This window comes from Roseovarius sp. EL26 (assembly GCF_900327775.1).
In the GTDB taxonomy this organism is placed as follows: domain Bacteria; phylum Pseudomonadota; class Alphaproteobacteria; order Rhodobacterales; family Rhodobacteraceae; genus Roseovarius.
The window spans coordinates 1,853,429-1,870,119 of sequence record NZ_OUMZ01000007.1 but is presented as its reverse complement, the minus strand read 5'-3'; the positions used below and the strand labels follow the sequence as shown (position 1 = coordinate 1,870,119).

The following is a 16,691-nucleotide window of genomic DNA, read 5'->3' as shown; positions in this document are numbered from 1 at the left end:
GGGCCAGATCTGGCCCGGATGACCAAGCAGGGAAAAATGGCGCGGCCTGGCTGACGCTGATTCAGCGAGGCGACGCCCATGTCCACCCATACCGAAGGCGAATCCAATACTTCAGCCGCGCGTGCCAGTTGGGCCGCCCGAGAGGAGGATTCAGCCACCAAGGCGCTATTGAAGCGGGATGCCGATACGTTCTTACATCAGGCATTATCGTCACCCTGCGTGTCGACCATCGCCAAGGCCGAAGGCATCTGGATCGAAGACACCGCCGGGCGCAAATTTATGGATTTCCACGGCAATTCTGTCCATCACATTGGCTATGGTCACCCACGTCTTGTTGCCGCGATTAAGGCTCAGTTAGATGATCTGCCGTTTGCGCCACGACGTTTCACCAATGAGCCAGCTGTGGCACTGGCCGAAAAGCTGGCGCAGATTGCGCCCGGTGATTTGAACAAAACCTTATTCACCACAGGGGGGTCGGACGCCAATGAGGTGGCGTTAAAGATTGCGCGTGCAGCGACGGGTCGGTTCAAAACTGTCAGCTTCTGGGACGCCTTTCATGGGGCCGGATTTGGCGCGGCATCCGTTGGCGGGGAGGCCACCTTTCGTAGCCACATCGCCGGGCCGCTTCTGCCGGGGGCGGAACATGTGGCGCCGTTTGCCTGTTATCGCTGCCCGTACAATCACGCAGGCCCTGATGTCTGTGGTTTGGCTTGTGCCAAGATGGTGGAGTTTGCATTGGAACGCGAAGGCGATGTGGCGGCTGTCATTGCAGAGCCGATGCGCGCCGTTCCCTATGTACCGCCTGCGGGGTTTTGGAAAGCCGTGCGCGAGGCTTGTAACCGTCATGGCGCCCTGCTGATTATGGATGAAATTCCCACCGGGTTGGGTAAGACAGGTCAGATGTTTGCCTTTGAGCATGATGAGATAATCCCCGATATTGTCACCTTGGGCAAAGCGTTGGGCGGGGGCATCTTGCCGATTGCCGCCTGTGTGGCGCGAGAGGGTCTGGATGTCTGTGGAGATTTTGCCATCGGGCATTATACGCACGAAAAGAACCCGGTGACCGCACGCGCGGCTTTGACCACGATTGAGATTATCGAAGACGAAGAGTTGGTAGAACGTTCCGCAGAACTTGGCGCCTATGCGATGGAGCGGTTGCAAAATCAGCTGGGCCATCTACCAATTGTCGGTGACATCCGGGGGCGGGGGCTGATGTTTGGGATTGAGATTGTCGAAGATCAAGCCGCGAAAACACCGGGTAATGAGCGTGCCGAGCGTATTTATTACGCCTGTCTAGAGGCTGGGCTGAGTTTTAAGATCAGCCAAGGCTGCGTTTTGACATTGTCTCCGCCGCTGACCATTGCGCGCGCGGATCTGGATCGCGCATTAAGCATTGTTGAAAATACCATTCTGGCTGAGGCGGCGTGACACCCGCAATCATCTGCACTGTGCTGGCAGCGGCTTTGCTGCACGCGGTGTGGAATGCAATGGTCAAAGGCTCAGGTGACAAAACTGTCATGCTGGGCCTGATTGCTTTGGGACATGTTGTGCCTGGTGTGGCGATGCTGGCCCTGTTTCCGGCCCCGTCCGTTGCAGCGGTGCCCTATATTGTTGCCTCAACGGTCATTCACTGGGGTTATTACTATTTCTTAAGCACAGCCTATCGATTTGGCGATCTGTCGTTTGTCTATCCCATTGCCCGTGGCCTGACGCCGGTAATGATTGCATTGGGTGCAACGGTTTGGGCGGATGAACATTTGCCGCTGACGGCATGGGGTGGCATTGTGATCGTGTCACTTGGGATCATTACTTTGGTGATAAAACGTGGTGGATTTTCCGGTCCCGCACTAATGGCTGCACTGATCACATCGCTGACAATTGCGGCCTATTCCATTGTGGATGGTATCGGAATTCGCCTGTCTGGCAGCCCATTTGGATACATCGCTTGGATTTTCAGTGCCGAAGTATGTGTCTTTGCGTTCATTGTCTTGCGGTTTCATAAACGAATGAGCCAGCTGACACGCCGGATCGGCCTTATTGGGATCTGCGGCGGAGTGTTGTCCGGCGCGGCCTATGGTCTGGTGCTCTATGCCAAAACCTTCGCGCCCCTTGGGCTGGTCTCTGCTCTGCGTGAAACATCGGTCGTGTTTGCTGCGATGATTGGGGTCTTCTGGTTTCATGAAGGGCCGGGGTTTCGGCGTGTGATTGCAGCTATAATCGTGAGTATTGGCATCATCGTGATTACATTGGTCTGACTTTGCATGTTCCCGTTGCAAGATGTCGTAAACCGTATGGCGGGAGACGATTCTTGGTTTGCACAGGGGCACAGCTCTCATTATAGAAAACGGTGACGAAGCCCGAATTCGGGCCGGAGAGGTGTGCAAACGGGGCTGACCCATATCGGGGGCTTTTGAGTTGCGTCGTCAGGAGGGGCCCGCGCCCCTGTTGTTGCTTTCCAGTCATTGTAGAGCTGTTTTGAAATGGGGGATCCCTGCATGAAGTACGCAATGATTATTCCGGCCCTGCTGGCCGGTACGATGGCTCAGGCCCATGTTGGGCACCTGGGCGAAGTGGCCGGCCATGGCCACTGGCTGGGCGCTGCTGCGATTGGCGCAGCAATCGCCATCGGTCTTTGGGCGGGGTTGCGCGGCAAGTCGGACAAGGCGGAAGAAGTAGAAACCGAAGAGGTCACTGACGAAGACCTGCAAGAGGCTTGAGCGTATGACAAAGACAGGTGTGATGATTTGCGGGCATGGCTCGCGGAGCCAGTCGGCGGTTGATGAATTCGCCACGCTAGCTGAAAAACTCCCCCCCTATCTGCCCGCTGATTGGGAAATGGAATACGGCTATCTCGAATTCGCCAACCCGGTGATCCGTGATGGGTTGAACAAGCTGCGCGACAAGGGGTGCGAGCGTATTCTGGCTGTGCCGGGCATGTTGTTTGCCGCGATGCATTCAAAGAATGATATCCCAACGGTTCTGAATACATATTCAACCAAACATGGCGTTGATATTTCTTACGGGCGTGAGCTGGGCGTGGATCCTAAGATGATTGCGGCCGCAGGTGGTCGCATTAAGGAAGCGATTGATGCGGCCAATGCGGAGCAGGGCGAGGTGTCTTTGCATGACACTTGCCTAGTGGTCATTGGGCGTGGCGCATCGGATCCTGACGCCAATGGCAACGTATCCAAGATTGCGCGTCTGCTGCAAGAAGGCATGGGTTTTGGTTGGTGCGAAGTTGGCTATTCCGGCGTAACTTTCCCACTGGTCGAACCGTGCCTGCAGCACGTGGTCAAACTGGGCTATAAACGCGTTGTTGTTTTCCCGTATTTCCTCTTCTCAGGCATCTTGATTGACCGAATTTACGGCTTTACTGATCAGGTTGCGGCTGAAAACCCTGACATTGTTTTTGTTAAGGCGGGTTACCTCGGCGACCACCCCAAAGTCCTTGAGACATTCGCTGAACGGATCACCGAACAGGTTGGCACGGTGCCGCCGCCCAACTGTGGTACCTGCCAATACCGCACACAGGTTCTGGCGATCGAAGGTCAGGGCGAGCTTACAATCACGCCTGAACAACGCGCCGCGATTGCGGCAGAAAATGGCGCGGGGCATCCGGCCTTTGGCGATGTTCCACCACCCACTTGCGTCATGTGCAAATACCGCACGCAGGTTCTGGGTTTTGAAGCCGAAGTTGGTGCGGTGCAGGAAAGTCACCACCACCATGTTGAGGGCCAGGGCGCTTCTGCCCCTGGCTCAAATGTCGAAGACTGCAGCCATTGTGATACCTTCTGTACCGGCATGTGCCGTTTGTTGATGGGCGGGCACCACCACCATCACGACCATGATCATGACCATGACCACCACGATCACGGGCACAGTCATGATCATCATCACCACGATCATGACCACGGGCATCATCATGACCATGATCACCACCATGCTGAATACCCGCACGCCGATCACCCGCACGGGCCGGAAAGCGCACGTAAGGCAAAGGTGTGACACCGGAAATGATGCGCCCTTATGAAAAAGATCCCTCGGCCATCTACGCCGAGAGCTTTGCCACCGTGCGCCGCGAGGCGCGGTTGGAACGTTTTGGTCCGGGGTTGGAATCGCTGGCGATTCGCTTGATCCATGCCTGTGGTATGGTTGAGGTGGCTGATAGGTTGGACTTCTCGCTTGATGTCTACGAATCTGGTCATGCAGCTTTGCAATCCGGCGCGCCGGTGTTGTGTGATTGCGAAATGGTCGGTGCGGGGATCATTCGCCGGTACTTGCCTGCGGACAATCAGGTGATCGTAACATTGAATGACCCATCTGTGCCGGGGCGCGCCAAAGACATTGGTAATACCCGATCTGCTGCTGCGGTTGAGCTGTGGGCCGAGCATCTTGAAGGGGCCGTGGTGGCAATTGGAAATGCGCCAACAGCCCTTTTCCACCTGTTGGAGTTGTTGGATCAAGGTGCGCCGAAGCCGGCGGCTATCTTGGGATTCCCAGTGGGTTTTGTCGGCGCGGCTGAATCCAAGGCTGAGCTGGCGGCGCGACCACGTGGATGTGAATTTGTCGCCCTGCGCGGACGACGCGGCGGGTCGGCAATTGCCTCTGCTGCGGTAAATGCCTTGGCTGCAGGCCTGCCGGAGATTGCCAAATGAGCGAAGCCTGGTTGCACATCGTCGGCATTGGCGAAGACGGGATGGACGGGTTGGTCCCCGCCACCCGAGCGGTTGTTGAGGCGGCCGAGGTGATTGTCGGTGGTGACCGGCATCACAAGCTCTCGGACAACACCACAGCAGAGCGAGTTGCATGGCCATCACCGTTTGATGCGCTGATTGATCTGCTGGCGGACAAGCGTGGCAAGCGCGTGGTGGTTCTGGCCACCGGCGATCCGCTATGGTTTTCCGTCGGTGCCCGGATCGGGCGTGAAATCGCTCCAAATGAGATTGTCTATCACCCACAATTGTCGGCGTTCCAATTGGCCTCGGCGCGCATGGGCTGGTCAATGGCTGATCTGGAAACCCTAACGGTGCACGGTCGCCCAGTTGAACAGATGATCGCCTTTATCCAGCCGGATGTGCGATTGCTGATCCTGACAACTGGGGCCGAGACACCGGGGCAGATTGCGCAATTTCTGTCTGAGCGCGGCTTTGGTCAGTCAAAAATGACAGTGCTTGCCGCTATGGGGGGCAAGGATGAGCTACGCTTTGATGGCGTGGCGGACAGTTGGGATCACGCTGTGCCAGCGTTCAATACCCTGGCGGTCGAATGTGTCGCAGACCCTGGCGCGGCGTTGTTGCCAAGGGTGCCGGGGTTGGCGGATGAGCTGTTTCAGCACGATGGCACCATGACCAAACAGGAAGTGCGCGCAGCGACCTTGGCCAAGCTGATGCCAATGCGCGGTGCACTTTTGTGGGATGTGGGCACAGGCTGCGGATCGATTGCTGTCGAATGGATGCGCGCGGCGCGCTATGCCCGTGCGATTGGAATTGAACCACGTGCCGACCGCCGTGCGATGGCAGCAGCCAATGCGCTGGCACTGGGTGCACCGAAGTTGCAACTGGTGGAAGGCCGTGTGCCGGAAGCGTTGACCAATTTGGATGCGCCGGATGCTGTGTTTATCGGTGGTGGTCTGAGTCGTGAGACATTTGAGGCCGCTTGGAGTGCTTTGCGTCCATTGGGGCGGATGGTCTGCAATGCAGTGACGCTGGAAAGTGAGGCGCTGCTGTTGAAATTGCACAAAGAACATGGTGGGCAGCTGGTCAAGCTGAGTGTCAATCGGGCCGAACCAATTGGTGCGCTGACCGGATGGCGGCCGTTGATGCCGGTGACACAGTGGAGCCTGATCAAACGATGAATGAGACTGCGATAACTGGTAAACTTTATGGCGTGGGCCTTGGGCCGGGTGATCCGGATTTGATGACGCTGCGCGCGCACCGGTTGATTTCTGGTGCGGGAGTTGTAGCTTATCCGGCGTTGACCGGGTCCGATAGCTTTGCCCGGGCGATTGCTGCGGATGTCATTGCTGCGGATGCACGTGAGATCGTCATGGACGTGCCGATGACAGTGGAACGCGCGCCAGCGCAAGAAGCCTATGACAAAGGTGCAGATGAAATTGCAGCCGCGCTAGACGCTGGGCAAGATGTGATTTGCCTGTGTGAGGGTGATCCGTTTTTCTATGGTTCGTTCATGTATCTGTTTGCCCGCTTATCAGATCAGTATGAGGTTGAGGTTGTTCCGGGTGTAACTTCAATCACCACCTGTGCGGCACGGGCAGGGATGCCTTTGGTGGCGCGCAATGAACGTCTAACTGTCTTGCCCGGACCTTTGCCTGAAGATGAATTGCGCGCGCGCATCGAAGGTGCGGAAAGCGTGGCGATCATGAAGGTTGGCCGCCACTTGGCGAAGATTCGTAACGTGATCGAAAATCTCGGTTTCGTTGATAAAGCGATGTATGTGGAGCGCGCGAGCTTGCCAGAAGAGGTGGTTCTGCCGCTTAGAGAGGCGCCAGAAAAGGCGCCGTATTTTTCGATGATTTTGCTAACAAAAGGGGCCGATCCATGGCTGTAAACCCTGTATCCCCAGTGGTTCTGGCGCTGTCGCGCTCAGGTGAAGATGTTGCGCACAAGGTTGCCGCCCTGATCGGTGCGCCGGTGCATGGGCGTGAAGGACGTGTGGAAAAAGCGGATGCGTTTTTTGCCAATGCGCTGGATCATGCGCGCGATCTGTTTGCTGCGGGTGTGCCGGTGATTGGCGTTTGCGCCAGCGGTATCTTGATCCGTGCTGTCGCACCGATGTTGTCGGACAAACGCGCCGAGCCGCCGGTTGTTTCAGTGAGCGATGATGGATCAGTTGTTGTGCCATTGCTGGGCGGCCATCGCGGTGCGAACCGTTTGTCGTCGGAAATTGCCAAGGGTCTGGAAGCTGTTGCAGCTGTGACCACTGCCGGGGATGTTGCCATGGGCGTGGCTTTGGATGAACCACCGGTAGGCTATCGTCTGGCTAACCCGGAAGATGCCAAGGGTGCGATGGTGGCGATGTTGTCAGGCGGCGGTGTTTCGGTGTCTGGTGAAAACATCTTTGACATTGATAATAGCGGTGAGGCGGTTGAGCTTTGCGTGACAGAAACGCCTGCTGAAACAGGTGAAACGCGTCTGGTCTATCATCCGCAGCGCTTTGCATTGGGCTTGGGCTGTGCGCGCGGATGTGACAGCGATGAGCTTTGGACACTTGTGCAGGACACGTTGAAGGCAAATGGGATTGCGGCAGGGGCAATCGCCTATGTGGCCTCAATCGACCTGAAAGCCGACGAAGTGGCGATGAACGACGTGGCACGACGTTTGGGCGTGCCGTTCCGCTTGTTTAGCGCTGCAGAGCTGGAAGCGCAGGCTGGCAAACTGGCCAATCCATCCGAGGTGGTTTTTGCTGAAGTGGGCTGCCATGGCGTTTCGGAAGGGGCGGCGTTGACCTGTGGCGGAGCCTTGGTGGTTGAGAAACAAAAGACAGCTAACGCGACTTGTGCGCTTGCACGTTGTGAGCAGGTGGTCACCGAAATGCCGGGGCGGGCACGTGGACGGTTAAGCGTTGTGGGCATTGGGCCCGGTCAAGCAGCCTGGCGCACGCCAGAGGTGTCAAAGCTGGTTTCGGAAGCCGAAGAGCTGGTGGGTTACGGTCTGTATATCGATCTTCTTGGACCACTGGCAGTTGGCAAAGAACGCTCAGATTTTCCGCTGGGCGGGGAAGAGGCACGTTGTCGTTATGCGTTGGAGCAGGCGGCAAAAGGCAAGAATGTATCGTTGGTTTGTTCGGGTGATGCGGGCATCTATGCCATGGGAGCATTGGTTTTTGAACTATTGGACCGTGGTGAAGATGAACATGGTGTGTCTGATGCGGCGCACCGGATTGAAGTTGTGTGCTCGCCCGGCGTATCGGCCCTGCAGGGGGCAGCGGCGCGGGCCGGGGCACCTCTGGGACATGATTTCTGCACCATCAGCCTTTCAGACCTGTTGACGCCTCGTGATGACATTATTCGCCGTCTACACGCGGCGGCTGAGGGGGATTTTGTGATCGCCTTCTACAACCCCGTGTCCAAAACCCGCCGGACATTGTTGGCAGAAGCACGTGATATCTTGCTGCAGCACCGCCCAGCAGACACGCCGGTGATGCTAGCCAGCTCGTTGGGACGGCCAGAAGAATATATCCGCTACCGCCGGTTGGATGAATTGGAAGTGGATGAGGTGGACATGCTGACCGTGGTGCTGATCGGTTCCTCGAATTCACGTTTGGCACAACTGGGCGAGGGGCCACGGATGTTCACGCCGCGGGGCTATGCCCGCAAGATTGACGGTGATTTGGCACAACAGGCGTGACGGTTTGCGGGCGCTCGTTGCCGAAGGCGGCAACATCGCCCCGCCCACCATCCCGCAAAGAAGGCTCGTGAGGGAGACTTAAGATGACAGTTTATTTTATTGGTGCAGGTCCGGGCGATCCGGAGCTTTTGACAAAAAAGGCAGAGCGGATCATCGGCGAATGTCCGGTGTGTCTCTATGCAGGATCACTGGTTCCGGCCGAGGTGGTGGCTTGTGCGCCTGAAGGCGCAAAGGTAATGGATACGGCGCCTATGACGCTGAATGATACGCATGCCGAAATCAAAGCCGCGCATGACCGTGGCGAGAACGTTGCGCGGGTACATTCCGGTGATCCGTCGCTTTATGGCGCAATTGCCGAACAGATCCGCCGCTTGCGTGCTGATGGTATCGATTATCAGATCATCCCGGGCGTGCCTGCCTATGCGGCAATGGCGGCGGAGATGAAGCAAGAACTGACCATTCCCGAGATCGCGCAATCGATCGTGCTAACCCGGATGTCGATGCAATCCACATCGATGCCAGAAGGCGAAACGTTGGAAAACTTTGCCCGCACCGGCGCGACGCTGGCGATCCACTTGGCAGTGCGCAATATGCGTGAGATCGAACGGGTTCTGGTGCCGTATTATGGGGCAGATTGCCCGGTTGTGGTGGGCTACCGTGTGGGCTGGCCAGATCAGATGCTGATCCGTGGAACGTTGAGTGATATCCGTAAAAAAGTGAGATCAGAAAAGATCACCAGAACGGCATTGATTATGGTTGGGCCTGCCCTACGAGAGGCGCAGGATTTTAAGGATTCCGCGCTTTATGATCCGGCCATTCCGCATGTCTTGCGCCCGGTGACCGGGATTGATTTGGTGGAAGACCACAATACCTGAGATCGATCGTAAACCGATTCTTAAATGGGACTCTGCCGGAAAATGTTCTGGCAGGGCGATCCATGATCCACGCGATGTACGTTCATTGCGGTCGGATCAGAAACAATCGTGACCCAAAGGGTGCGAAAGTGGGGCTAAATTATGGCGTGCCCCCAGTTTTAACGTGATTGTTACATCATTGTGCGACATCATCGTTACCTATGTAGCGAAGGTGATGTGAGCGATGATGAGTTTTTTGCCGAAGGAAATCAGTGACGGATTGGAGCGCGCCCGAAAATTGGCGGAGCGTAAGAACCCCAAGCTAAAAGTCTGTATTGATGGTCAGAACCATCGTGTTCTGTCAGCATGGGATGATGGGTTTGCGTTGGATCCTGACGTGCGGATCAGAGGGCGTGTGGCACTTTATGATGGCGAACGGCTGATTTCACATTGCTTGATTGTGGCCTCTGAAGAGGCAGACGGTGAGCGCCGGTTTGAATACAAGCGCATCACAGAGGCGGTGGAAGAGCAGCCGCTGGATTTCTATCGGGCACCGGATGCGCCTGTAGCACTGCTGGAACAACACTGACTCTCTAAGGGCGGATCACAACAGTTGTGCCATTTGGGGTGACGCGCCAGATCTCTTCGATTTGCGCATTTGTAACGGCGATGCAGCCAGCGGTCCAATCGCCGGGCCGTTTAATCAGGTCTTTTAATTTGTTCGGCTGACCGTGGATGAAAATATCTCCGCCCGGTGATACGCCCGCGGCTTGTGCGAGGGCACGATCTTCGGCCTGTGGATAATCAATGCCCAATGACAGGTGAAAGGCACTCTCGGGGTTGCGGCGATTTATGGTGAAGGTGCCCTCGGGGGTCTTACCGTCGCCTTCGCGAAATTTATCGCCATCGGGGGTAAAGCCAAGAGCGATATCATAGCTGCGTAAGGCCACATCGTCACGAAAGACCGTGAGCAGGCGGTCAGATTTATCAACTTCAATACGGTCGATTTGGCCGGTGAGCGGTACCAATGGGGACGCGGGTGGGCGCGGTGCATAGTGTTGCCACCCAATCAGGGCGAGCAGGACAATCAAACCACATGCAGTGGCATAGATGATTGCCCTGATCAACCGACGGATCATTGCAAATCGGCAAAGGCCGCTTGCAGACGTTTCACTGCCTCTTGCAACATTGGACGTGGCAGCGCGATGTTGAAACGCAGGAAGTTTTCACCACCCTTTCCGAAATCGGCCCCGATGCTGGGGGCTATTCGAGCGTCTTCGGTCACGCGACGGATCACTTCGTCCATGTCCATGCCGGTGTTTGAGAAGTCGATCCAACTGAGGAAAGTGGATTGCATTGGCATCGGAGTCACACCAGGGATATCGGCTAAGCCCTCCAGAAACAGGCGGTGATTGCCGTCGATGTAGGCGCGCATTTCATCGGTCCAGGCGGCCCCGCGTTCACTATAGGCCGCTTGCGTCAAAACCTTGCCAAACAGATTTGGTTGGATGTTGAGCGCGTTGACGAAGGATTGGAACCGCTCGCGAAGTCCTGCATCAGCAATGATGACACTGCCCAAGCGCACACCCGCGATGCTGAACGTTTTTGACGCGGCCGTTACGACAATACTATGGGCGGCTGCCTCGGGGGCTGCGATCAGAAGCGGGGTGTAGGTTTGCCCCGGATAAATGATGTCATGGTGAATATCATCTGAGACCAGCAGCAGATCGTTGCGCGCACAGAAGGCTGACAGCTCGCGCAGCTCCTCAGGCGTCCAGATCCGGCCCGCCGGGTTATGTGGCGAGCAAAACAGCATCATCTTTTCTTTGCCGGTCAGTGTGGCCTCGAGCCCCTCGAGGTCCAGTTGATACACGCCATTTTCAATCGGCATAGCCCATTGTTTTGGGGTACGGCCAGCGCGCAGGATTTTAGAGGTGAATTCATGGTAAACCGGAGTGAAGACGATAATTTCATCATCGGGTTCGGTATAGATGTTGATGCATAGGGCGATGGCATTGCCAAGCCCATAGGTATTGGTAATCCAGTCGGTGTCGATGTCCCAGTTATGGCGGGTTTTCATCCACCACGCGATTGAGCGGTTCAGGTCTCCCTCGCCAGTGAAATATCCGTAATTATCAAGATCGACCTGCTTTTGGGCGGCTTCCTTGATGAAATCCGGTGTGCTGAAATCTTTGTCAGCGATCCACATGGCGATGGCATCCGGAGCAGTGACGCCTGTGGCGGCACGCATGCCATCCCATTTTGCGCTGTTGGTGCCGCGGCGTTCGGGGAATTCGTCGAAATTCATGGGATGCTCCGTTCTGATCGACGGCAAGCTAACGGATTTCAAGCCGGGTGCAAGGGGCGTTGCGGAATGATCAATGATCGCCTAAATGACACCCATGATACTGCCTATTCTTATTCACCCCGACCCTCGCCTGAAAAAGCTTTGCGCCCCGGTTCCTGATCTGACAGATGAGCTGCGCAAGCTGGCCGATGATATGTTGGAAACCATGTATGACGCTCCCGGTGTAGGGTTGGCGGCGCCGCAGATAGGCGTTTTGCAACGCCTGTTTGTGCTTGATTGTGCCAAAGACGATACAGAAGATCCGCAACCGATGGTTATGTTCAATCCTGAGATTGTTGCGTCCTCGGACGAACTGAATGTTTATGAAGAGGGTTGCCTGTCTATCCCGGAACAATACGCCGAAGTGACCCGCCCGGCCGAAGTTGACGTGCTTTGGATGGATCGTGATGGGAACGAACAGAAAGCCACGTTTGACAGGTTGTGGGCGACGTGTTTTCAGCATGAGCTGGATCATTTGAATGGCAAGTTGTTCATTGACCATCTAGGGCCGATGAAACGACAGCTAATCACTCGCAAAAGCCAAAAATACAAACGCGAAAAGGCGCGCGGCTGATGGCCGTGCGCAGGTGCTTGCCATGGCCGGATAAACGATTGCGGACCAAAGCGTCTCCGATCGATACGATTACGGATGAAGTGCGCGCAGTTTGGCAAGACATGATCGACACGATGGAGGCCATGCCCGGTGTGGGCATGGGCGCGCCGCAGATCGGAGTGATGCAGCGATTGGCGGTGGTTGATGCCAGTGCCGAACGTGGTCAGGTTGTGCGTATGGCCAACCCCGAGGTGTTGCATGCCAGCGCCCAATTGCGTCCGCATGAAGAGGCCAGCCCCAATCTGGTTGGTGTTTCAGCTGAAATTAAACGCCCACGTGCCGTGACTGTGCGATTTATGAACGATCAGGGTGAGATGGAAGAACGTGACTTTGTTGGGCTTTGGGCCACAAGCGTGCAGCACCAGGTCGACCATCTGAATGGCCGGATGTATTTTGATCACCTGAGCAAGGTGAAGCGCGATATCCTGCTGCGCAAGGCAAAGAAAATGGTGAGTTAACACTCACCCTACGGGGGATGGCATGCGTATTGTTTTTATGGGAACGCCTGATTTTTCTGTGCCAGTGCTGGATGCGTTGATACAGGATGGTCACGAGATTGCGGCCGTCTATTGTCAGCCCCCGCGCCCTGCTGGTCGGGGTAAAAAAGACCGTCCAACACCGGTTCACGCCCGCGCGCTGGAGTTGGGTTTGGATGTGCGCCACCCGATCAGCCTGAAAGGCACCGATGAACAGGCCGAATTTACCGCGCTGAATGCTGATGTGGCGGTGGTCGTGGCCTATGGGTTAATCCTGCCGAAACCTGTTTTAGATGCACCCCGGCTGGGATGTTTGAATATTCACGCTTCGCTGTTGCCGCGTTGGCGTGGGGCCGCGCCAATTCACCGTGCTATTATGGCTGGGGATGTGCAGACGGGCATCTGCATCATGCAGATGGAAGAGGGGCTGGATACTGGGCCGGTACTGATGCGGCAGGCCACCGATATCGAAGCTGAGGAAACGACCGGTCAACTGCATGACCGCTTGTCCGAGATGGGCGCGGCGCTGATAGGTGAGGCATTGGCTGGGATCACGACGTTAACACCAGATCCACAACCCCAAGAGGGTGTCACGTATGCCGCCAAGATCGACAAGACCGAATCCAAGCTGGACTGGGGCTGGACAGCGGCAGAGGTAGATCAACATATTCGCGGGTTGTCGCCGTTTCCGGGGGCTTGGGTGGAACATGGCGGTGAGCGGCTTAAACTGCTGGCCTCACGCCGGACACAAGGCTGTGGCGCGCCGGGAACATTACTTGATGAGCTGCTGACCGTAGCCTGCGGCCGTGGTGCGGTCCAGATTTTGCGCTTGCAACGGGCGGGTCGGGGCGCGCAGGATGCGAAAACATTTTTGCGCGGGACGCCCTTGATCAAGGGCGCGCGACTGTAAGCGAGGGTAGGCATGTTTCTGCATCTGTTCGGGACCGTAGTGATTGCAGGCATTGTTGGGTATGTGGCCGAGAAATCCCGCTTTACCCACAATGGATATCTTCCATCGATCATCATATGCGTTGGTGGCGCATTCTTGTTTTATTTTGTCCGGATCATGTTTGGGGTGAAATTTGGTGCGCCGGGGGTGGATGCGATCTTATCGTCCATCGGGGCGTTGATCATTGTGCCAACCCATTGGCGTAAACGCAAATAAGGAGGCGCGTATGTCCATTATCATGCTGTTAATTGTTGGGGCGGCTGCCGGGTTTCTGGCCACGCGGCTGATGAAAATGGAAACCGGTATCTTGCCTACAGTTGCGATCGGTATGGCGGGGGCCTTGGTGGGTGGTTTAGTCTTGCGCCTGTTGCTGAGCACCCTTGGGGCATTGTCGGGATTGGTTGGCGCAGTGCTGGGTGCGATGTTGCTGATCTGGCTATGGAAAACCTACATGAGCTGATTGAGTTACATGCGTGGCGGGCGGCTGCGGTAGGTTGGCAGTTGCCAGCCGAAAGCGAGCGACCCAGCGCGCAGGATCCACGTTGCTCCAGCGCATGATATCATGACCAATTTGATATCCCCAGTTGCGACGTTGACCCAAAACCCCACAAGTGCACCCGTGAGCGCGGCGGTGACGTAAAGCTCCCCTTGTTTGAGAACCAATGGCACTTCGTTGCACACAACATCGCGTAACAAGCCACCCATGCAACCGGTCAGGATGCCCATCAAAACCACGATCAAAGCAGGTTGTTGCATGTCAATCGCCAGTACAACGCCTGCAGGCACGGCGATGGCAAAGGCAAAGCTATCGAGCCAAAGCAACCAGCGATAGCGGCTTTCGACTAAGGGGGCAGTAAAGAAAATCAACAGGGCTGCGGCGCAGGCGATCATGATGTAATTGGGATTGCCGATCCAAAACACCGGATCCCGATTCAATAATACATCGCGGATTGTGCCGCCGCCCACCGCCGTGAGGCAGGCGATAAAGGCAAAGCCGATCAGGTCCAGTTGCGCGCGGCTGGCGACCAGTGCGCCGGTCAGCGCAAATACCAGAACCGAGGCGTAGTCCAGAAACGCCAGCGTGGTCATTTCTTTACCTTGTGTGGCTTGAATGGCTCCATGCCCGCACGAGCCAGCTCGTCAGCGCGTTCATTTTCGGGGTGACCTGCGTGGCCTTTAACCCATTCCCATTCTACCGAATGACGGGCTTGAGCCGCGTCTAGCTGTTGCCAAAGTTCGGCGTTTTTGACTGGTTTCCTAGCGGCGGTTTTCCAGCCGTTTTTCTTCCAGCCGTGGATCCACTTAGTGACACCGTCTTTGACGTAAGAGCTGTCGGTCACGATGGTGATGGTACTGGAACGCTCCAGTGCCTCTAGCGCGCTGATGGCGGCCATCAGCTCCATCCGGTTGTTGGTGGTGTCGGCCCCGCCACCGCTGAACTCTCGTTCTTTAACGATTTCGCCATCTTTTGTGGCGCGCATTAAAACGCCCCAACCGCCCGGGCCGGGATTTCCGGAACAGGCGCCATCTGTGTATGCGTATAGCTTAACCATGTGCAGCAATCGTAACCCAGTCGGCCAGTGTTCCATCAAGGCCTTTGTCGCGCCCCGTGGTGCTGAAAAACGGGGTGAAACCTGCCAATTTCAAAAGGCCGTGTAATTCATCGGCGGTGTAATAGGTGTACATTCGACCAAGCGCATCGCGGTGCATTCCGGTACCGGTTTTCATACCGATATGAAACAATCCGCCGGGCTTCAGAACCTGACGAAGTGCTGCCAAATGGCAAGGCATGTCAGGACGTGGCGCATGTAGCAGGCTGAAATTAGCCCAGATGCCATCATACAGATTTGTGCCGGTGATGTCGTCAAAACTGGCAACGTGGGCTGTGACATTAGTGTGCTTTGCTGCCATTGCAACCATTTGGGCACTCGCGTCTGTTGCTGTGACGTGATGACCCGCTTGCGCCATAAAAGCTGATGCAAATCCGGGGCCGCAACCCAAGTCAAGAATATGTGACCCCTTGGGCAGGCTGGAAACAAAGGTTTCAAGCTGTGGATCATTATGATCTGTCGTCACCAGTTCAGCATATTCCGCAGCTTTGGCATTATAAATGCCGACGGTTTCAGGGTCACTGCTCATGCGGTTTCCCTCAATACGCGCGGCACTTTGAAATGCACACTTTCCTTGGCGGTTTCGATCTGTTCGATCTGCACATCATAGCGGGATTTCAACGCATCGATAACTTCGTCCACCAGGATTTCGGGGGCAGATGCACCTGCGGTGATGCCGATGCTAGTGATGCCCTCAAGCGCGCGCCAGTCGATATCACAGGCGCGTTGCACCAGTTGCGAATAGCAACAACCCGCCTTGGAACCGACCTCCACCAGACGGCGCGAGTTGGACGAGTTTGGCGCACCAACAACCAGCATTGCATCAGCCTTTTCCGCTATGGCTTTGACCGCCTCTTGCCGGTTTGTGGTGGCGTAGCAAATATCTTCTTTGTGGGGGCCGCGAATGCTGGGAAAGCGAGCCTCAAGCGCGGCAACGATGCCTTTTGTATCATCAACTGACAAGGTCGTTTGCGTCACAAAAGCCAGCTTGTCAGGGTCGCGCACGGTAACGGCGGCAACATCATCGACGGTCTCAACCAACAGAACCTCGCCATCCGGAAGCTGCCCCATGGTGCCGATGGTTTCGGGGTGGCCGTCATGACCGATCATGATGATCTGTAGCCCAGCGTCATAGTGGCGCTCGGCCTCGATATGTACCTTGGAAACCAACGGGCAGGTGGCATCGACAAAAGCCATCTCGCGACGGCTGGCCTCAAAAGGGACCGATTTGGGCACGCCATGGGCGGAAAAGATCACCGGGCGATCGCTGGGGCATTCATCCAGCTCTTCGACAAAGACTGCGCCTTTGGCACGCAAATCATCGACCACATATTTGTTGTGCACGATCTCGTGGCGGACATAGACCGGTGCGCCCCATTTTTGCAGGGCGATCTCTACAATTTTGATGGCGCGGTCAACACCGGCACAAAAGCCACGTGGCGCGGCCAGATATAGCCTGAGCGATGGTTTCGTCAT

The 16,691-nt window shown here is 56.2% G+C and carries 21 protein-coding genes; 15 read left to right on the top strand and 6 right to left on the bottom strand.

Going from position 1 to position 16,691, the window contains the following annotated elements; all coding sequences use genetic code 11:
- Nucleotides 1–78: 78 nt before the first annotated feature.
- From D9A02_RS17175 to D9A02_RS17130, 10 genes are all read left to right on the top strand, one after another.
- Complete coding sequence (locus tag D9A02_RS17175) at nt 79–1,428, top strand: aspartate aminotransferase family protein (protein ID WP_120502104.1); 1,350 nt, start codon at nt 79–81, stop codon at nt 1,426–1,428.
- On the top strand, nt 1,425–2,255 hold the full coding sequence (locus tag D9A02_RS17170) for a DMT family transporter (protein WP_120502103.1): 831 nt from the start codon (nt 1,425–1,427) through the stop codon (nt 2,253–2,255). The genes D9A02_RS17175 and D9A02_RS17170 overlap by 4 nt, the downstream gene beginning before the upstream one ends.
- Before the next feature lie 240 nt (nt 2,256–2,495).
- A complete protein-coding gene (locus D9A02_RS17165; RefSeq protein WP_120502102.1) occupies nt 2,496–2,717 on the top strand; it encodes a DUF6732 family protein in 222 nt (73 codons plus the stop codon).
- Nucleotides 2,718–2,721: 4 nt separating this feature from the next.
- Entirely contained in the window at nt 2,722–4,005 is a 1,284-nt protein-coding gene (locus tag D9A02_RS17160) for a sirohydrochlorin chelatase (protein ID WP_120502101.1), read from the top strand.
- An 11-nt stretch (nt 4,006–4,016) separates the two neighbouring features.
- Nucleotides 4,017–4,655 carry a precorrin-8X methylmutase gene (locus tag D9A02_RS17155; RefSeq protein WP_174232045.1) on the top strand — a complete coding sequence of 213 codons (639 nt, stop codon included), beginning with the start codon at nt 4,017–4,019 and terminating at the stop codon, nt 4,653–4,655.
- Nucleotides 4,652–5,854 (top strand): precorrin-6y C5,15-methyltransferase (decarboxylating) subunit CbiE, encoded by a 1,203-nt coding sequence (gene cbiE, locus D9A02_RS17150; RefSeq protein ID WP_120502100.1) that lies wholly within the window; start codon nt 4,652–4,654, stop codon nt 5,852–5,854. The genes D9A02_RS17155 and cbiE overlap by 4 nt, the downstream gene beginning before the upstream one ends.
- Nucleotides 5,855–5,865: 11 nt before the next feature.
- Nucleotides 5,866–6,567: a precorrin-2 C(20)-methyltransferase gene (gene cobI / locus D9A02_RS17145; protein ID WP_120502597.1), complete on the top strand. Its 702-nt coding sequence runs from the start codon at nt 5,866–5,868 to the stop codon at nt 6,565–6,567.
- Nucleotides 6,558–8,366, top strand: a complete 1,809-nt coding sequence (cobJ, locus tag D9A02_RS17140; protein WP_120502099.1) for a precorrin-3B C(17)-methyltransferase — start codon at nt 6,558–6,560, stop codon at nt 8,364–8,366. Before cobI ends, cobJ begins: the two co-directional genes overlap by 10 nt.
- Nucleotides 8,367–8,449: 83 nt before the next feature.
- Nucleotides 8,450–9,241: a precorrin-4 C(11)-methyltransferase gene (cobM, locus tag D9A02_RS17135; protein WP_120502098.1), complete on the top strand. Its 792-nt coding sequence runs from the start codon at nt 8,450–8,452 to the stop codon at nt 9,239–9,241.
- Between the two features lie 226 nt (nt 9,242–9,467).
- Nucleotides 9,468–9,809, top strand: coding sequence for a hypothetical protein (locus D9A02_RS17130; RefSeq protein WP_254054662.1), 342 nt, complete (start codon nt 9,468–9,470; stop codon nt 9,807–9,809).
- 4 nt (nt 9,810–9,813) lie between these two features.
- On the opposite strand, the gene D9A02_RS17125 is transcribed toward D9A02_RS17130, so the two are convergent.
- Complete coding sequence (locus D9A02_RS17125) at nt 9,814–10,359, bottom strand: murein L,D-transpeptidase family protein (protein ID WP_120502096.1); 546 nt, start codon at nt 10,357–10,359, stop codon at nt 9,814–9,816.
- Nucleotides 10,356–11,528 carry a MalY/PatB family protein gene (locus D9A02_RS17120; protein ID WP_120502095.1) on the bottom strand — a complete coding sequence of 391 codons (1,173 nt, stop codon included), beginning with the start codon at nt 11,526–11,528 and terminating at the stop codon, nt 10,356–10,358. Before D9A02_RS17120 ends, D9A02_RS17125 begins: the two co-directional genes overlap by 4 nt.
- Before the next feature lie 94 nt (nt 11,529–11,622).
- Here D9A02_RS17120 and def (D9A02_RS17115) point away from each other — a divergent pair, with 94 nt between their 5' ends.
- From def (D9A02_RS17115) to D9A02_RS17095, 5 genes are read left to right on the top strand one after another with little or no spacing between them, the layout of a single operon-like run.
- Nucleotides 11,623–12,141 carry a peptide deformylase gene (def, locus tag D9A02_RS17115; protein ID WP_120502094.1) on the top strand — a complete coding sequence of 173 codons (519 nt, stop codon included), beginning with the start codon at nt 11,623–11,625 and terminating at the stop codon, nt 12,139–12,141.
- Nucleotides 12,141–12,638 carry a peptide deformylase gene (gene def, locus D9A02_RS17110; protein ID WP_120502093.1) on the top strand — a complete coding sequence of 166 codons (498 nt, stop codon included), beginning with the start codon at nt 12,141–12,143 and terminating at the stop codon, nt 12,636–12,638. Before def (D9A02_RS17115) ends, def (D9A02_RS17110) begins: the two co-directional genes overlap by 1 nt.
- A gap of 22 nt (nt 12,639–12,660) precedes the next feature.
- Nucleotides 12,661–13,566: a methionyl-tRNA formyltransferase gene (gene fmt / locus D9A02_RS17105; protein WP_120502092.1), complete on the top strand. Its 906-nt coding sequence runs from the start codon at nt 12,661–12,663 to the stop codon at nt 13,564–13,566.
- Between the two features lie 12 nt (nt 13,567–13,578).
- Complete coding sequence (locus tag D9A02_RS17100) at nt 13,579–13,821, top strand: hypothetical protein (RefSeq protein WP_120502091.1); 243 nt, start codon at nt 13,579–13,581, stop codon at nt 13,819–13,821.
- 10 nt (nt 13,822–13,831) lie between these two features.
- A complete protein-coding gene (locus tag D9A02_RS17095; protein ID WP_120502090.1) occupies nt 13,832–14,065 on the top strand; it encodes a GlsB/YeaQ/YmgE family stress response membrane protein in 234 nt (77 codons plus the stop codon).
- Between the two features lie 5 nt (nt 14,066–14,070).
- Here the strand turns inward: D9A02_RS17095 and D9A02_RS17090 are convergent, their stop codons facing one another.
- The 4 genes from D9A02_RS17090 to ispH are packed head-to-tail and all read right to left on the bottom strand — an operon-like array spanning nt 14,071 to nt 16,691.
- Entirely contained in the window at nt 14,071–14,694 is a 624-nt protein-coding gene (locus tag D9A02_RS17090) for a trimeric intracellular cation channel family protein (protein ID WP_120502089.1), read from the bottom strand.
- Nucleotides 14,691–15,158 carry a ribonuclease HI gene (gene rnhA / locus D9A02_RS17085; RefSeq protein ID WP_120502088.1) on the bottom strand — a complete coding sequence of 156 codons (468 nt, stop codon included), beginning with the start codon at nt 15,156–15,158 and terminating at the stop codon, nt 14,691–14,693. Before rnhA ends, D9A02_RS17090 begins: the two co-directional genes overlap by 4 nt.
- Nucleotides 15,151–15,744: a bifunctional 2-polyprenyl-6-hydroxyphenol methylase/3-demethylubiquinol 3-O-methyltransferase UbiG gene (locus D9A02_RS17080; RefSeq protein WP_120502087.1), complete on the bottom strand. Its 594-nt coding sequence runs from the start codon at nt 15,742–15,744 to the stop codon at nt 15,151–15,153. The genes rnhA and D9A02_RS17080 overlap by 8 nt, the downstream gene beginning before the upstream one ends.
- Nucleotides 15,741–16,691: a 4-hydroxy-3-methylbut-2-enyl diphosphate reductase gene (gene ispH / locus D9A02_RS17075; RefSeq protein ID WP_120502086.1), complete on the bottom strand. Its 951-nt coding sequence runs from the start codon at nt 16,689–16,691 to the stop codon at nt 15,741–15,743. Before ispH ends, D9A02_RS17080 begins: the two co-directional genes overlap by 4 nt.

Bases quoted from the DNA above. Each gene is read 5' to 3' on its own strand.
- D9A02_RS17175 (WP_120502104.1), top strand. From the start codon at position 79: ATGTCCACCCATACCGAAGGCGAATCCAATACTTCAGCCGCGCGTGCC.
- D9A02_RS17165 (WP_120502102.1), top strand. From the start codon at position 2,496: ATGAAGTACGCAATGATTATTCCGGCCCTGCTGGCCGGTACGATGGCT.
- D9A02_RS17160 (WP_120502101.1), top strand. From the start codon at position 2,722: ATGACAAAGACAGGTGTGATGATTTGCGGGCATGGCTCGCGGAGCCAG.
- D9A02_RS17155 (WP_174232045.1), top strand. From the start codon at position 4,017: ATGCGCCCTTATGAAAAAGATCCCTCGGCCATCTACGCCGAGAGCTTT.
- cbiE (WP_120502100.1), top strand. From the start codon at position 4,652: ATGAGCGAAGCCTGGTTGCACATCGTCGGCATTGGCGAAGACGGGATG.
- cobJ (WP_120502099.1), top strand. From the start codon at position 6,558: ATGGCTGTAAACCCTGTATCCCCAGTGGTTCTGGCGCTGTCGCGCTCA.
- cobM (WP_120502098.1), top strand. From the start codon at position 8,450: ATGACAGTTTATTTTATTGGTGCAGGTCCGGGCGATCCGGAGCTTTTG.
- D9A02_RS17130 (WP_254054662.1), top strand. From the start codon at position 9,468: ATGAGTTTTTTGCCGAAGGAAATCAGTGACGGATTGGAGCGCGCCCGA.
- D9A02_RS17125 (WP_120502096.1), bottom strand. From the start codon at position 10,359: ATGATCCGTCGGTTGATCAGGGCAATCATCTATGCCACTGCATGTGGT.
- D9A02_RS17120 (WP_120502095.1), bottom strand. From the start codon at position 11,528: ATGAATTTCGACGAATTCCCCGAACGCCGCGGCACCAACAGCGCAAAA.
- def (WP_120502094.1), top strand. From the start codon at position 11,623: ATGATACTGCCTATTCTTATTCACCCCGACCCTCGCCTGAAAAAGCTT.
- def (WP_120502093.1), top strand. From the start codon at position 12,141: ATGGCCGTGCGCAGGTGCTTGCCATGGCCGGATAAACGATTGCGGACC.
- fmt (WP_120502092.1), top strand. From the start codon at position 12,661: ATGCGTATTGTTTTTATGGGAACGCCTGATTTTTCTGTGCCAGTGCTG.
- D9A02_RS17100 (WP_120502091.1), top strand. From the start codon at position 13,579: ATGTTTCTGCATCTGTTCGGGACCGTAGTGATTGCAGGCATTGTTGGG.
- D9A02_RS17095 (WP_120502090.1), top strand. From the start codon at position 13,832: ATGTCCATTATCATGCTGTTAATTGTTGGGGCGGCTGCCGGGTTTCTG.
- D9A02_RS17090 (WP_120502089.1), bottom strand. From the start codon at position 14,694: ATGACCACGCTGGCGTTTCTGGACTACGCCTCGGTTCTGGTATTTGCG.
- rnhA (WP_120502088.1), bottom strand. From the start codon at position 15,158: ATGGTTAAGCTATACGCATACACAGATGGCGCCTGTTCCGGAAATCCC.
- D9A02_RS17080 (WP_120502087.1), bottom strand. From the start codon at position 15,744: ATGAGCAGTGACCCTGAAACCGTCGGCATTTATAATGCCAAAGCTGCG.
- ispH (WP_120502086.1), bottom strand. From the start codon at position 16,691: ATGACGAAACCATCGCTCAGGCTATATCTGGCCGCGCCACGTGGCTTT.